This is a genomic window from Trichocoleus sp. FACHB-90 (assembly GCF_014695505.1).
Lineage (GTDB): Bacteria > Cyanobacteriota > Cyanobacteriia > Cyanobacteriales > FACHB-T130 > Funiculus > Funiculus sociatus.
The window spans coordinates 1-15462 of sequence record NZ_JACJOK010000069.1; the positions used below are offsets into that span (position 1 = coordinate 1).

Below are 15462 nucleotides of genomic sequence, written 5' to 3' on the forward strand. Positions count from 1 at the left end.
ACCCAGTCTGGGGCTGCTTTTTTACTGCATCTACTTAATCACAATCAATCCCAGAATTCAAGCCCCGCAACAAATGTCACTTCTTATACCTATTCTGTTTCTGCTATTTTGATTAGCTATTTTTAACATTTTTACATAACAAGTTCGGTAGAGCCTTTACTATTAGCCATTAGTTGCTGACAGATAATGTTGTAATAATCCAATTACTAACTCAGGCTGCTCTAAATGCGGTAGAACTCCTGTTCCCGGAACTGGTTGAAACACGGAAATTGCTTGTTTATTTAGCCCAGCTAAACGCCGCCCCAGTCGAAGCTTAGTAAATTGCGCTTCCTCCCCCCAAAGAACGTAAGTAGGAACTGTCAGCTGTTGAATATATAGCGACAGGTCAAAATAAAGGTCGCCTCGCAAAAATGCTAATGCCGCATATTCTGCATTCGGCTGTTGCGCTGATGCCAAAAAAGCCTCTACCATATCTTGAGAAACTCGCTCTGGCTTGGCAAAGAGAAACCGTTCCAAAAAGTTCCTCACCGCCACTTCATTCGTCGCCCCAAGCGTATAAATCAACTTATCTAATATGGGAGTGCCAATTACCTGAAGCGGTAGTCTGCGCCCCGCATCTTGCCCAAAGTCAGCAAACCCAGACGGACAAATCAAAAACAGAGTCTTAAATAAATCCGGGCGTTGAATAGCAAGGCGAATAGTAATAGCAGCCGTCAGAGAAGAAGCTACCACCTGTAGCGGCGCAAAGCCTTGCTCTCCCGTCGAGATAGAAATCTTTTCCAGAAACTCGGTTAGCGTCTTCAGATAGTCTGCAACTTGGTAATCTCGGACTGGATGAGCCGACTGACCCCAGCCTATCAAATCTGGAGCTAAGACGCGGTAAGTGGTAGCAAAAGCTGGGTACACCTTCGACCACTCATAAGCAGACGACCCTCCACCAAAGCCATGCAGAAAGATTAACGGCGGCAAATCTGCACCTTGTCGGGGTAATGACCAAGGTTGGTCTAGTGCGCTGTAGTAAACCATTGACCCCAGTGAGGTTTCGATAACTTTTTGTTCAAAGCCGAGAGGTTGAAACTGAAGCATGGTTTGCAATGAATGATCTTACTGACATTTTGCCTCAGTAAGATAGCGATCGCTACCCCCAGAGTGCCAATTACACTTTTCTGTAGCTACTATAAAGCGCCGCGATGCAATTTTAAAATTAGTATCGCGAGCAAGCAAAATTGAAAAGAATTATATTTTAGACTTAACGGGAAATTGCAGCTGTGCAGTTAATTGTGGAAAGCGAAGCTACAGCGATTAACCGAGGCAAAGAGTTGATTTTGCAAGCGCGTGAGGAACTTGGGGATGAAGTAACCAGGCGAAAAATTTTAGAATTAATAGAGACTATTTTGTTGTACAAATTTACCCGGCTAAGCCGCGAGGAGTTGGCGCAGATGTTGGAAATAGACGACGAATTCAGGCAGACAAGGATGTATCAATCCATCAAGCAGGAAGGCAAAATAGAGGGTAAGTTAGAATCCGTGCCAGGGTTATTGGCATTGGGGTTGAGTATGGAACAAATAGCAGGCGTATTAGGTTTAACTGTGGAGCAAGTGCAGCAAGCATCCGATAATCAGTCTAGCTGATAGCGATCGCATCCATCTCCCAGCAGTTCAAAGATCAGCATCGCCATAGGTTTGTCGCCAGCTTTGGGCTTGCTGAAATTTTACGCCTGCTTTTGCAGCTGCTTCTCTGTCGTCACTGCGATCGCCTACCATTAAAACTGAGACAGGCGAATATTTTTGGATAACCAAATTTAGCATTCCTGGGTTTGGTTTGCGAAAATTTCCAGACTCGGGATGCTTGCTGTAATTAAGAACTTGGTTTTTCGTTACGCAAAAACACTTTTTACCATCAAAATCTGGACAAAAATAAATTTCTTCGATTTCTGGCAATAACTCCAGCGTGTACTGCTGTTCTTTGATGCAACTTTGGAGAGATTTTTTACCACTGGCGACACCAGCTTGATTGGTCACGCCGACAATTTTCCAACCAGTAGCGGCGAAATATGTGATCGCATTCTCAACACCTTCGATAATCTGCTGATCGCGCGGACGCTGGATAAACTTATTACTTGAGAGCGGTTGCCTCACAGTACCATCCATGTCCAATATTAATAGGCTTATATCTGCGGTTATTTCTCGATCTTCCTGCTCCATGCCTCAATCTTATCTGTTATCAAAAAGATATATGTGCATTTGAGAATAAAATGTCAAATCAAAACAATCGTTCTAAATGGGATTTTGGCAGATTTTGGCAAACCCTTGTCTATTTCGAGGTTATCCCTTTCCTCAGTTGTCTACAGCGGTTATTTCAAGGTGGTGCCAAGGATAATAAGGACAGACCTACTGGAGAAAAGCGCGTGGGAGTGATACTGGTAGCAGGGGCAACAGGCGGTGTTGGTAAGCGAGTAGTGCGACGACTGGTTGAGCGGGATTATAAAGTGCGATCGCTTGTCAGAGATACCCATAGAGCAAAGGAAATACTTGGCGACAACGTAGAACTGTTCGAGGGAGACATCACCATTCCAGAAACTCTCACTTCCGCAATGATGCAAGTAACAGCCATTGTTTGTTGCACGGGTGTCAAAGTGCAGCCAGTCGAAGGCGACACGCCAGATCGAGCTAAGTATTATCAAGGTATCAAATTTTATATGCCTGAAGTCGTGGACAAGCCCGAAATTGTGGACTATCAAGGCATTAAAAATTTAGTACAAGCCGCCTCTAGGCAATTTTCCTCCAATAATAAAGGAGGAGCTGACGAAAAACTGATATTTGATTTTACCAACCCATCGAATGACATCAAAAATACTTGGGGTGCAGTGGATGATGTCGTCATGGGTGGTGTGAGTCAGAGCGGTATCCAACTGGTTGAAAACACTGCACTATTTGCTGGAAACGTGTCAACCGAAAACTCCGGCGGCTTTGCTTCAATTCGGACGAAAAACTTCGAGTCACCGATTGATTTAGCTGGTTACGAAGGTATAGAATTGCGCGTCAGAGGCGACGGAAAACGATATAAATTCTTTCTCCGTACAGAAGCTAAATGGGATGGAGTTGCCTACAGTCATTCCTTCGATACCGTAGCAAATACTTGGATTAATGTTCGCGTACCTTTCGCGGACTTAATTCCTGTATTTCGTGCCAAAACTTTGACAGATGGAGAGCCAATCAATCCCACTAAAATTTGCTCGTTTCAATTCATGTTGAGCAAGTTTGAATACGATGGTGGGCTAAATCCAAAATTTTCTCCTGGTGGCTTTGCCTTACAAGTAGAATCCATCAAAGCTTACGGTGGTGAGACTTTACCTCAATTTATCATGATCAGTTCAGCGGGTGTAACTCGTCCCGGCCGCCCTGGAATTAATTTAGAAGAAGAACCGCCAGCGGTGAGAATGAACGAGCAACTGGGAGGAATTTTAACTTGGAAATTGCGCGGAGAAGATAGCGTCAGAGAAAGTGGAATCCCTTACACAATTATCAGACCTTGTGCGCTGACAGAAGAACCAGGAGGCAAGGAATTAATTTTCGAGCAAGGCGACAATATCCGGGGTAAAGTGAGTCGGGAAGATATTGCCGAGTTGTGCATACAAGCCTTAGAACAACCCAAAGCGTGTAACGTAACTTTTGAGGTGAAAGAGGGAGAAAATAGCGCTGACTCCCTAGACTGGCAAAATCTATTTTCCAGCTTGCAACCTGACAGATAGGAGATTACGACAAAATCTTCACAGGACTATTTCCTTCTATAGTTTCCTGTCTTTCGTCTGCCTTTTCAGCGCATGGAATGGCTCGTTTTTCTTGTAATCTAAACCTACCCACCCACAAAATCTCAACCCTCAAAAAGAAAACCCCAGGCTTATCGCCTGGGGCAAACATCAGGGTGCATCTACTAATCTTTGTTTCCATTAGCAAGGTAGTCTCCTCCGGAAAACTCCCGATTTATTTTTTGCAGATGGTTCACCGGATGCAGGAAATGGTTGCGCCTGCGGCTTGAATATAGCGGTAGTCTTATCCTCACCGTTTAAAGGGCTAGAAACCGCAGAGGATTGGGAGACGCTGGAATTATCCGTTTTTGGCTGGGAGTTGATTCCATATAAACCCAAAAATACTCCTTGCTTCTAAAAAGTCGTTAACCTTTAACGCCGCTGCCAGTATCTGTCGCCACAATGTAACGCTGCAAGAATAGAAAAACTAGCAGTACAGGCGCAATTGAAATAACACTCCCAGCGGCAATTAATCGCCAATCTAGAGAAAATGTCCCGGCAAGATTAGCAACACCCAACGGAAGAGTGTAATATTCGGGCCTATCGAGGACAATCAAAGGCCAAAGAAAGTCACTCCAAGAACCAATAAAAACAAAAAGAGCCAAGCAAACTAATGCTGGACGAATTGCTGGAAGCATTACGTGCCACCACAAGCCTAACTCAGAACAGCCATCCATCCGGGCAGCTTCTTCGAGTTCTTTGGGGACTCCTTGAAAAGCTTGGCGCAGTAGAAAAATCCCAAAGGCAGATGCGACGCTTGGCAAAATAACGCCCAAATAAGTGTTTCTTAAACCCAGTTGCACCGTCAAAATATACAGGGGAATCATCACTATCTGGAACGGAATCATGATAGTAGAGACAACTCCGGCAAAAATCATGTCGCGTCCCCGAAAGTTTAGCCGCGCTAATGGGTAAGCGGCGAGAGAGCAAAACAGCAAATTTAAGCCCACTGTCAGGACTGCAATTAGGGTACTGTTAAACAAATACTGCCCAAAGGGATTTGTTTGCCAAACTTGCACGAAGTTCTGGAATGTCGGTTGGCTTGGCACCAACTGGGGCGGAAATTGAAAGATGTTTTCTGATGGGGATTTCAGGGATGTGCTGATGAGCCAAATCAGAGGGAAAAGCATAATCAGCGCGATCGCTCCCAAGCTCCCATACATCCACACAGTTGTTATTTTTGAGTTCTTAGCTTGGTTCTTCGGTTTTTTAGCCTGGTAATTATTCATCTACAATTACAATTTATATTTCCAATTAATGGTCAATTTCTAAATTATCAACTATTGGGCATTTACTGCCGAGAAATCACCGCTCATTTTTCTACAAACCCTTGCAATTAACATTATTGTGTCATATTATGTGAATGTATTGGTCTAACCAAATGCTTGCTAAACGTAGTTGGTAGGAGCGCAGAGGACAATGTCCTCTGCGCGGAAATCAGAAATTTAGAGATTGGATTCATCGTATCATCCTCAAACCCGTTTCTGTACAAACGCCATGTAAGGGTTTATCCCATTCATCAATAGGTAATTCGGGCGAAAAAGCAAATTCAAATGCAATCCCTATAGTCGGTTTGTCCGCCCACAGAGATGAACTGAGCAAGCGATCGTAATAACCACCACCATAACCTAAGCGATATCCGCGAACATCACAAGCCACAGAAGGTACAAGAATTAAATCAACTTCATCTGCTTGCAAAATGGGAGCATCTGGGCGCGGTTCAAGAATCCCATAAGCTCCTTGGCTCGTCGATTCTCCAGGTGTGCAGATATGCCACATTAGGGAATCGCCAACACATCGGGGAAATCCCCATCTGCGATTATCTACAAATAAAGGGCTGAGGTCTGGTTCCTGTCGAAAGCTGAAGTAAGCGAGGACAGTTTTAGCGTGGATAAATAGAGGCGAGGATTGCAGGTAAGTGCAGATGCGATCGCTCTTTTCTCTCCATTCTGACACTGACATAAATTGCCGTGCTTTGAGAAGCAATCGCCGTAATTCCACTTTATCCAGTTGATTATCAACTTTGTTCACAAGTTCTATGGATAGGCTGGTTGTGAGATTATATTAGCTTCCATCTTAGTGTCTCCCTATCCCAGGAGGCTTGCTGTACGCTCGGTAAGAAGATTTTGGATACTAACAACACAAAAACCCGTTTTGTTAAACAAAACGGGTTTTTCACACTCAGATTTTTTTCAGACCTACTCTGCGTGTTGCCGATACCACTCAATAGTATTTTTTAGACCTTGCTTGAAGTCAACTTTGGCGGTGAAGCCAAATTCTCGGCAAGCTCGTTCGGTATCTAAACAGCGGCGCGGTTGACCATTGGGCTTATCTGTTTCCCAAACAATTTCGCCCTCATAGCCCATTAGTTCGCAAATCAGTTCCACCAACTCTTTGATGGAAATTTCATAACCTGTTCCCAGGTTCACGGGTTCTGTACCATCGTAGTCCTGCGTACCCATGACGATACCCAAAGCAGCATCAGTTGAGTACAGAAACTCGCGGGTAGGACTACCATCGCCCCATACAGGTAGATGCTTATCTCCCCTAATTTGAGCTTCGTGTACCTTGCGAATCAAAGCTGGGATAACATGGGAACTCTTGGGGTCAAAGTTATCTTCTGGGCCGTACAAGTTTACTGGCAACAGGTAAATGCCATTAAAGCCGTACTGCTGTCGGTAAGATTGAAGTTGGACTAATAAAGCTTTCTTCGCAACGCCGTAGGGGGCGTTGGTTTCTTCCGGGTAGCCATTCCAAAGGTCATCTTCTTTGAATGGCACTGGCGTAAACTTGGGATAAGCGCAGATGGTGCCAACACAGGTAAACTTTTGGACACCAGCTTGATAGGCGGCGTGAATCAGCTGAGCGCCCATCATCAAGTTGTCATAGAATAATTCAGCAGGTTTTACCAGATTCAAGCCAATGCCGCCAACGTGGGCTGCGAGGTGAATCACGACATCCTGGTGTTCGACAGCGCGTTGGCAAGCTTCAAGCGATCGCAAATCATAATCGCGCGATCGCGGTATCGTAATCTTCTCTTGGTCTGCTCCTGCTAACCTCAGCTGTTCCACCACCTGACGCCCCAAAAAACCAGCCCCGCCCGTAACTAGAATCCGTTTATTGCTCAAATCTAAAGTAGCCATATTTCTTACCATCCTCCCCTAAATTTTTGGATATCTGCTAAAAATTATGAGTTATGAATAAACTCATAACTCATAACTCATAACTCCTAACTTTTAACTCTCTAGTCGTGCCTACTACCGGCAGTCTGGCGAATCGTAGCCATATCCAGAGGGGAGTGGGAACCGTTACCGTTAGGTGAAGTTAAGCCTAAAGCTTGCATATCCCCTTCCACCATCAAATGAACTAATTCTTCAAAAGTAACAGAAGGTTTCCAGCCTAGTTTCTCTAGAGCCTTAGTAGGATCGCCGATGAGTAACTCCACTTCTGCTGGACGCAGGTAGCGTTCGTCAAACTCTACATAGTCATGCCAATCCAATTTGACGTAATTAAAAGCAACATCTAGGAATTGGCGAATTGAGTAAGTTTCTCCGGTGGCTACCACATAATCATCTGGCTCCTCTTGCTGGAGCATCAGCCACATTGCTTTTACGTAGTCTTTAGCATAGCCCCAGTCCCGCTTGGAATCGAGATTACCCAGGTAGATTTTTTTCTGTTTTCCGGCAATGATGCGAGCGATCGCTCTGGTAATCTTTCTTGTTACAAACGTTTCGCCCCGGCGCGGACTCTCGTGGTTAAATAATATCCCGTTACACGCAAATAAGCCGTAGGATTCCCGATAATTCACCGTTTGCCAGTGAGCATAAACCTTGGCACAGGCATAAGGACTGCGGGGGTAAAACGGTGTCGTTTCCTTCTGAGGCACCTCCTGCACCTTACCAAACATCTCAGAAGAACCCGCCTGATAGAAACGTACCTCAATCCCGGTACGCTGCTGGTAGTCTCTAATTGCTTCCAACAAGCGCAGCGTCCCCATTCCCACCGCATCGACAGTATATTCCGGCGAGTCAAAGCTGACCCTTACGTGAGATTGAGCGCCCAAATTGTAAATTTCTACTGGCTTGACTTCCTCTAAAATCCGGCGCAGGGTGGTGCCATCAGTTAAGTCACCGTAGTGCAGAAACAACCGCACGCCCTCTTTGTGAGGGTCTTCGTACATATGGTCTATGCGGTCTGTATTAAAGGTAGAAGTCCGGCGGATGATACCGTGAACCTCATAACCTTGCTCAAGCAATAACTCACTTAAGTAGGAACCGTCTTGTCCAGTAATACCCGTGATTAGCGCGATCTTGCGTTGCGTCATACTTAATCTTCCCTATAGCCTCTGACCAAATAATCGTCTTGACAACAGCTCTAAATTCTCTTTTGATTTTCTCTCGCCATCTACGAGAGCGAACAGCACCCAATTTTGTGAAAAATCCCTCTATCAGTAGAGGAAATCCTTAAGTCACTACTTAACTTAACTCAAAATTTCTCGGAGAACATCAGGAATATACGTAGAGTATGCCCGCAATCAAAATAAAACTTACGTATTTCGACGGTAGACTGAGAATTTTCCAGGTCTAGGGTGGAGGAGAGATCAGCACAGGGGGGAAAACGTTAGTTATAAGAATGCAACTTGGTATATAAATGCCCACACTAAAATCTACAGCCCTTCTGCGGCAAGGAGAAAAGCTGTAGCGGTCAAAAGCAAGCACCACCAGCAAAGTAATAAATTGCTGATAATCAGCTAACGCCATGTGTAACTAAGATAAGCCCCCTGTTTTGCCCGAAGATTTGGGGAAAGCGATCGTCCCTACACCCTGTCTTTCGGGCGTTTTTTAAGCTTTTTTGGGGCAGCAACACATGAGTTGCTCTGTTCTTTCAATTTCCCCTAGCCCCCCATAAATTGGGGGGTATGAGCTGTATTGCACATCGCGTCAGCTATTTTTCAGTAGGCACCATTGTCTTTGGGGGATATGACAACGCCAATCGTTTTTATCACCACGCACAGATCCAGCCAGAAATTCCTGGCGTTGACGTAATAGACATCTATCTGCACTCGGCGGGGATAGGGGATATCGTTGCGTCCAGAAACTTGCCACAATCCGGTAATTCCAGGGCGAATCATCAGCACTTTATCAATTTGATTCCCGTATTTTGACAGTTCCTCTGGAACTAGAGGTCTTGGCCCGACAACGCTCATATCCCCTGTGAGAACGTTCCAGAACTGGGGAAATTCATCCAGGCTAGTTACCCGTAAGAATTTACCAATCCAGGTGATCCGAGGGTCATCTTTGAGCTTGAAATTGTCCTCAAATTCCTGACGCAGATCCGGTGAAGTTGCCATCATTTGCTCCAACACCTCGTCTGCATTCACCACCATCGTTCTGAATTTGATACACCTAAAAGGTTTATAGTCTTTCCCCACCCGTTCCTGAATATAAAAAATCGGCCCTTGCGAGCTGAGGGCAATCAGCAAGGCCAACAGCAGGTAAACCGGAGAAAACAAAATCAAAACCGATAGCGAAAACACAACATCAAAACATCGTTTAACGGAATCTCGGTCTAGACGTTGTAGGGAGAGGTCTCGGTGTTTGCTCAAACCTCTTTGTCTACCTGTCGGCGTCAGTGGGTGAAACCCTCGTTTCACCAGCGCCAATAACGTCTTGCCGGAGATAAGTTGGCTCTCGGCAGTCATCTTACTCCTTCACATCACACCACACAGTCCCGATCATAAAGCCACAAGACACCGGAAGACAGCGAATTGTGTTCTAAGAAGTGGAATTTAAGTCACCAGTCACTAGATATTAGTCATTAGTCCTTGGCAATAGCGTAACTAACTAAAGACTAATAACTGCGGACTAAGGATGACTGAAATTCCTGTAAACAGCGCCCCACAAAGGCTAGGTATAACTCCTGAAAGGCTGGAACAGCGAACTGGGCAGCGTTTAACCGAGCCTTCTGAGGATTAAACGACTTCTGAGAGTCCTCGAAAGTTTCTACTGCTTCTATCAAAGCCGCTTCTGTTTGGGAGGGGAAAAATAAGCCAGTTCCCTTTGTCGGGTGTTGCCGAATATCCAAGACAGTTTCTAGCGCCCCACCAGCACCGTAGGCAATTACTGGAGTGCCGCAGGCTTGAGCTTCTACCAACGCTATGCCAAAATCTTCACAGGCTGCATACACAAACGCTTTTGCTTGCGCCATATACCTCTCAACAACGTCATCTGGCTGCGGCCCTAACACTTTTACATTTGGTTGCGCTAGCTGGCGCATCTTGTCAAGTTCGGGTCCAGTGCCAATCACTACTAGCGGGTGTCCTAGTTGGTTAAACGATCGGATGATTAAAGATACTTGCTTGTAGCTCACCAGCCGGGAAACGGTAAGGTAAAAATCTTCTTTTTGCGGCTGAAAGGAAAATCGCTCGATATTGACTGGTGGATAAATTACTTCCGAAGGTCGGCGGTAGCAGCGCCAGATGCGACGAGCTGTGTGTTTGGAGTTGGCAATAAAGTAGTCAACGCGGTTGGCTGAAACTACGTCCCACTGACGCAGCTGGTGGAGCAGATACCGCGTCAGGATGCCAGGAACGCCGCCTCCCAGTCGGCTACTATTCAGGTAGTCAAAGGTCAAATCCCATGCGTAGCGCATGGGCGTGTGGCAGTAGCAGATGTGCATCTGTTGCGGACTGGTGAGGACTCCTTTGGCGACGGCGTGGGATGAGGATAGGATTACGTCATAATTGCGTAAGTCGAGTTGTTCAATGGCTAGGGGCAGCAAAGGAAGATATTTTTGTACGCCACTACTAGCCTGTGGAAGGTGTTGCAGGAAGGTTGTACCTATGGGGCGCTTGAATAAATAACTTTCGGGATTGGTAGATTCAAAGTCAATTAGGGCGTAAAGGTCGGCATCTAGTGAAGAGAGGATTTCTCTGACAACGAGTTCCGATCCTCCGGTGGCTTTAGGGGTCAACCACTCATGGACGACGGCATATTTCATAAGTTTTCACTTTTGAATTTTGAATTTTAACTCAAAACTCATAACTCAAATTCACGGCTAGGGCCATAAAAGATATTGACTTGATATTCGTTTTGTGCAGGAAACAAGCGATCGCTACCTGAAGTAAAGCATCGCTCTTGATTTCGGCAGTATAAACCGATGCAATTACATAAGTGCGAATGTTAGTACCTGGAATGCCCCAGAAAAGGCAAGGGGCGAGTCCACTCTAGCCACGTTAGATAAAGAACGAAAAACTCTGCTCCAGCGTCGGATTGAAATTCAAAGTCAAATAGAGGGCGATAGGCGCGAACTGCAACAAACTCAAACGGAACTGAAAAAAAGTGTGGTGCGTTCTCCCGCATCTGGCACCATCCTACAATTAAATCTGCGAAATGGGGGTCAGGTAGTGCGGGAAGCAGAACCGATTGCCAAAATTGCGCCCAGCAACACAACTTTAGTAGTTAAAGCTCGCGATCGCCTGGAGGATGTTGGTAAAGTTGCAGTTGGTCAACAGGTACAGATGCGATCTACCTATCCTTATCCAGATTACGCTACGCTCAAAGGGAAAGTGAGTGCGATCGCTCCCGATGCCACGACTCCTCAAAGGAACGAAACTACTACATCTGGTGCAGTTTTGCCTTTTTACGAAGTGACCATTCAGCCTCTAAAAATAGAATTCAACAAAGGCGATCGCCAATATTCCGTCCAACCAGGGATGGACATGACAGCAGATACTATTTCTAGAGAAGAAACTGTACTTACATTTATCCTGAGAAAAGCAAGTTTAATCACAGATTTATAATGAATTTTTCATCAGCACGTCAATCTTTTTACCAGGAAATCAATCAGCCAGATGAGCAAATCAATCTGGCAAAAGCCGCTTTGGATATTGCACAGGAAGAGTATCCAGACCTCGATCTAGAGGAATATCTTAATGCTCTGGATACTATGGCATCTGAGGTACAAGAACGCCTACCTGCCGAACGGTATCCGATGCGGACGATCCAAACTATCAACCGATATCTTTACGACGACTTAGGTTTTATCGGTAATACAGATGATTACTACGATCCGCGCAACAGCTTTTTAAATGATGTCATCGACCGACGCACAGGCATCCCACTTACCCTAGCGCTAGTTTATCTGGAGATTGCACGGCGGATAGATTTTCCGATGGTGGGTGTGGGAATGCCGGGACATTTCTTAATTCGCCCAGAATTTGAGGATGTAGGAATTTTCGTGGATGCTTTTAATCGCGGCGAGATTCTATTTGAGCAGGATTGCAAAGAGCGACTTTCCCAAATTTATCAGCAGCCAGTGGAGCTACAAGGTAATTTTATCGCACCAGTGAGTTCCCGGCGCTTTTTGACGCGGATGCTGACGAATCTAAAAATGATTTACATGAACCGCCAGGATTTGCCAAAAGCGCTTTCTACAGTGGAGCGAATTTTGCTGTTGTTTCCAGATGCACCAGTGGAATTGCGCGATCGCGGTCTTTTATACTATCAATTGGGGCGTTGGGCAGAGGCATCCCAGGATTTGAACATTTATTTGGCAATGCTTCCCAATGCTGAGGATGCGCCTTTGATTCGCCAGCTGCTGAAACATTTGGGCGGTGATGGCTAATAGCTATTAGCTAATTTAATTTTTAATTCCCTCTGCAACTCGTTTAAGGCGTTGCAGTTGAGCTTGCATATCTTTTTGAGTCCAAGTAGTAGCAAAGGTGTTAAAGCCAAAGCGTACTAAGGGGTTGGGAATTTCAAACTCGAAGCGATTTAGCAAGAGGGTTTTCTGGGAGACGGGTTGACATTCCCAGCGATCGCGTCCTTTAAAATATCCTTCAAATCCCCAGACTATCAGCCCCGGTTTCCGCTCAACAACTGTACAATTTAAGCCTAACCGCAACACCGGAATTTGAATAATAAAGCGACATTTACTTCCTAAATCCGTTCGCCACTCACCCACTGGTTCGCAACGCAAAACTGGATTCAACCATCGGTGCATCAGGGCGTTGTCAGTAATGCACTGTTCAACCACAGTTGCACTAGCATTAATTTCGATAGATTGCTCGAATACTTGGGAATGTGTCATATTATACAGCTTACTCTTTGATGAGTATAGCGATCGCGCTTTAGTATACAGCGATCGAAAAAAAGCGGAAAATTTGCCTATTTTTAAGCATTAATTATCTATAAAGATAGATTCATAACATCTGGTGGTAACTTATATCTATCTCATCCTGTGTTAAATGGTTCTTTACGAACCAAGCAGCAATCAGAGAATTTACCAGTGTATCGGGTAATTCTCAGCTATTCCTGCTAAACGTAGTAAATTATCGTACATTTGCCTGATCCGAGGTTAACCAAAGACACCATGAATGGAACTTGGCAAGGAATTACACAAACTCTTTGGCTCAATCTGCCAGTCAAGTTAAATGGATTGTTGGCACAGGTTACACCAGTACCTGTGGATGAACCAGCACCAGCCAGAGGGTTTTCGTTTGATAGTATTTTCGCCAATCTTGGCCTGAATCTGGGCAGTTCGCTAGTGGATCTGCTCAAGGCGATCCTGACGCTAGTGGTTGGCTTGATCGTGGCTTCACTGGTGGCGGCGGCGGTAAGAGGACTGTTGAACCGCACCAACATCGACAATCGCATCGCCAGTTGGGTAACTGGTCGTCAAGGGGCTGACGCACCACCAGTGGAGAAATGGGTCTCTAGTCTGGTGTTTTGGCTAATTATGCTCTTTGCCATAGTTGCCTTCTTACAGACTTTGAGGCTGACAGCGGTTGCAGGCCCCCTCAACACTTTGTTAGAGCAAGTAACCCAGTTCCTGCCCAAGTTGGTAAGTGCAGCGATTCTGGTGGGGGTAGCTTGGTTGCTGGCAACTCTGGTAAAGCTAGTAGTGACGCGAGGGCTGCGGGCGCTGCGAATAGATGAACGTTTGGGCGAGCAAGTGGGGGGAACTAGCAGGGGAAATCTAGGTGATCCCGCAGTGGAGACTCCAAGAACAAATCCGTATGCTCTCAGCGACACCCTCGCCAACGCCTTGTATTGGTTCATCTTCTTGCTGTTTCTGCCGCTGGTTCTGGATGCCCTACAGCTACAGCAGGCACTCGGCCCAGTTAACAATCTGCTAAATCAAATTCTGGGGGCAATACCAAATATCCTGACAGCTGTAATTATTGGTGCAGCGGGATGGTTGTTGGCTCAGGTGGTGCGGCGAATTGTGACAAATTTGTTGGCAGCAACTGGGACAGACAGGTTGGGTGCTAGGTTTGGGATTTCGCGGGCTACTGGTGGGCAGTCGCTTTCGTGGCTAATTGGAACAGTTGTCTTCGTTTTAATTTTGATTCCGACAGCGATCGCGTCCCTAAATGCTTTGGGAATTGCGGCGATTTCAGTTCCAGCGATCGCGATGTTGACGCAGATTCTCAACGCGATTCCGTTAATTTTTACCGCTGGGTTGATTTTAGCGATCGCTTACGTAATTGGACACTTTGTCTCCGAGTTAGTTACCAATATCCTCACCAGTATTGGTTTCAACAACATTTTCTACTGGCTGGGAATACAACCGAGACCCTCAACCCGTAGATCAACCGGGGTTCTGCCTCCCGCAGTTGAGGGACAAACGCCTCCAACTGGACAAGCAACTGTACTTCAGCAACCAACAACGACTACTACCACCCGCACACCGTCGGAAATCGTCGGTATTGTGGCGCTGGTTGGGATCATGCTGTTTGCTACTCTTGCTGCTGTCCAGGTCTTGAATATTCCGGCGCTGACAGCACTGGTGGGTGGCATTATCGTAATTTTGGGGCGCATTCTGGCTGGGTTGGTGGTATTTGCCATTGGTTTGTATTTGGCAAATTTAGCCTTTAACCTAATTAACAGTTCCGGCAATCCCCAAGCACGGATACTGGCACAGGCTGCTCGGATTGCGATTATCGCTCTTGTTTCAGCGATGGCGCTGCAACAGATGGGAATTGCCAGCGATATTGTCAATTTAGCTTTTGGTTTGTTGCTAGGAGCTATTGCAGTAGCGATCGCGCTTGCCTTTGGTTTAGGCGGTCGCGAGATTGCTGCTGGGCAAGTTCGAGAATGGTTGGGCACGTTTAAAGATAAACAACCGCCCAGGTAGATTCTAACTACACTTAGAGACGCGATATATCGCGTCTCTATAATGCACTATTCAAAATAATATATTGACTTAGAATATAAATAATACATCTCTCTAAAACAGCTTTATGTTAAAAACATTTGTTATCACAACATCTTTAGCTTTTAGCTTAATTTTATTGACAAATAAAGCAACTTTTAGTAATCCACAGCCTCAAAGAACTCCATCCTCAAACCTAATTAAGCATGATGTTAATGAGCCAGTGTGCTACCTAAGAACTTCCGATGGTAGAACTCTGGATCTTAGTAGCTTATGTGGGACAAGACCTGAAAATATAGCTATTCGTAAATATCCCACTCCGTACAACACTACAGCTATCAAAAAATTTGACGATGACCTTTATGGCAAAGGAAATTAAAAGGAAAAACAATAGCAGAGCTGGTAACTCGCTAGTTATATCCAATGGCAGCACCCGTTTTTGCAAATATAAGCCCACAGGCTAGAAGCTTGGAGCCTACCAACGCAAACGCTAATAT

The 15462-nt window shown here is 45.5% G+C and carries 15 protein-coding genes; 6 read left to right on the forward strand and 9 right to left on the reverse strand.

Features of this window, described 5'->3' with window-relative positions:
* Nucleotides 1-162 precede the first annotated feature (162 nt).
* The gene (locus H6F74_RS19505) at nt 163-1086 is read right to left on the reverse strand and encodes an alpha/beta hydrolase (RefSeq protein ID WP_190443858.1); all 924 of its coding nucleotides are present in this window, start codon (nt 1084-1086) and stop codon (nt 163-165) included.
* A gap of 182 nt (nt 1087-1268) precedes the next feature.
* Between H6F74_RS19505 and H6F74_RS19510 the strand changes: the two genes are divergently transcribed.
* Nucleotides 1269-1631 carry a DUF2887 domain-containing protein gene (locus H6F74_RS19510; protein ID WP_347269532.1) on the forward strand — a complete coding sequence of 121 codons (363 nt, stop codon included), beginning with the start codon at nt 1269-1271 and terminating at the stop codon, nt 1629-1631.
* 27 nt (nt 1632-1658) lie between these two features.
* Here the strand turns inward: H6F74_RS19510 and H6F74_RS19515 are convergent, their stop codons facing one another.
* Nucleotides 1659-2204: an HAD-IIIA family hydrolase gene (locus H6F74_RS19515; protein ID WP_199301433.1), complete on the reverse strand. Its 546-nt coding sequence runs from the start codon at nt 2202-2204 to the stop codon at nt 1659-1661.
* Nucleotides 2205-2254: 50 nt separating this feature from the next.
* On the opposite strand from H6F74_RS19515, the gene H6F74_RS19520 reads away from it, so the two are divergent.
* Nucleotides 2255-3751 carry a CIA30 family protein gene (locus tag H6F74_RS19520; protein ID WP_190443859.1) on the forward strand — a complete coding sequence of 499 codons (1497 nt, stop codon included), beginning with the start codon at nt 2255-2257 and terminating at the stop codon, nt 3749-3751.
* A 422-nt stretch (nt 3752-4173) separates the two neighbouring features.
* Here H6F74_RS19520 and H6F74_RS19525 read toward each other — a convergent pair whose 3' ends face one another.
* From H6F74_RS19525 to H6F74_RS19550, 6 genes are all read right to left on the reverse strand, one after another.
* Nucleotides 4174-5037 carry a carbohydrate ABC transporter permease gene (locus tag H6F74_RS19525; RefSeq protein ID WP_190443860.1) on the reverse strand — a complete coding sequence of 288 codons (864 nt, stop codon included), beginning with the start codon at nt 5035-5037 and terminating at the stop codon, nt 4174-4176.
* Between the two features lie 229 nt (nt 5038-5266).
* Entirely contained in the window at nt 5267-5839 is a 573-nt protein-coding gene (locus tag H6F74_RS19530) for a 5-formyltetrahydrofolate cyclo-ligase (protein ID WP_190443861.1), read from the reverse strand.
* Between the two features lie 167 nt (nt 5840-6006).
* Nucleotides 6007-6951, reverse strand: a complete 945-nt coding sequence (locus H6F74_RS19535) for a GDP-L-fucose synthase (protein WP_190443862.1) — start codon at nt 6949-6951, stop codon at nt 6007-6009.
* A 101-nt stretch (nt 6952-7052) separates the two neighbouring features.
* Nucleotides 7053-8132: a GDP-mannose 4,6-dehydratase gene (gmd, locus tag H6F74_RS19540; RefSeq protein ID WP_190443863.1), complete on the reverse strand. Its 1080-nt coding sequence runs from the start codon at nt 8130-8132 to the stop codon at nt 7053-7055.
* Between the two features lie 627 nt (nt 8133-8759).
* A complete protein-coding gene (locus H6F74_RS19545) occupies nt 8760-9509 on the reverse strand; it encodes a sugar transferase (protein ID WP_190443864.1) in 750 nt (249 codons plus the stop codon).
* Between the two features lie 149 nt (nt 9510-9658).
* Nucleotides 9659-10807 carry a glycosyltransferase gene (locus tag H6F74_RS19550; RefSeq protein WP_190443865.1) on the reverse strand — a complete coding sequence of 383 codons (1149 nt, stop codon included), beginning with the start codon at nt 10805-10807 and terminating at the stop codon, nt 9659-9661.
* Between the two features lie 289 nt (nt 10808-11096).
* Between H6F74_RS19550 and H6F74_RS19555 the strand changes: the two genes are divergently transcribed.
* Both H6F74_RS19555 and H6F74_RS19560 read left to right on the forward strand, forming a co-directional pair.
* A complete protein-coding gene (locus tag H6F74_RS19555) occupies nt 11097-11609 on the forward strand; it encodes an HlyD family efflux transporter periplasmic adaptor subunit (RefSeq protein ID WP_347269535.1) in 513 nt (170 codons plus the stop codon).
* A complete protein-coding gene (locus tag H6F74_RS19560) occupies nt 11609-12433 on the forward strand; it encodes a SirB1 family protein (protein WP_190443866.1) in 825 nt (274 codons plus the stop codon). The genes H6F74_RS19555 and H6F74_RS19560 overlap by 1 nt, the downstream gene beginning before the upstream one ends.
* A 15-nt stretch (nt 12434-12448) precedes the next feature.
* On the opposite strand, the gene H6F74_RS19565 is transcribed toward H6F74_RS19560, so the two are convergent.
* Nucleotides 12449-12898 carry an SRPBCC family protein gene (locus H6F74_RS19565; RefSeq protein ID WP_190443867.1) on the reverse strand — a complete coding sequence of 150 codons (450 nt, stop codon included), beginning with the start codon at nt 12896-12898 and terminating at the stop codon, nt 12449-12451.
* A gap of 282 nt (nt 12899-13180) precedes the next feature.
* Between H6F74_RS19565 and H6F74_RS19570 the strand changes: the two genes are divergently transcribed.
* Both H6F74_RS19570 and H6F74_RS19575 read left to right on the forward strand, forming a co-directional pair.
* Entirely contained in the window at nt 13181-14947 is a 1767-nt protein-coding gene (locus H6F74_RS19570; protein WP_190443868.1) for a mechanosensitive ion channel, read from the forward strand.
* 106 nt (nt 14948-15053) lie between these two features.
* Nucleotides 15054-15344 carry a hypothetical protein gene (locus H6F74_RS19575; RefSeq protein ID WP_190443869.1) on the forward strand — a complete coding sequence of 97 codons (291 nt, stop codon included), beginning with the start codon at nt 15054-15056 and terminating at the stop codon, nt 15342-15344.
* Nucleotides 15345-15462 lie beyond the last annotated feature (118 nt).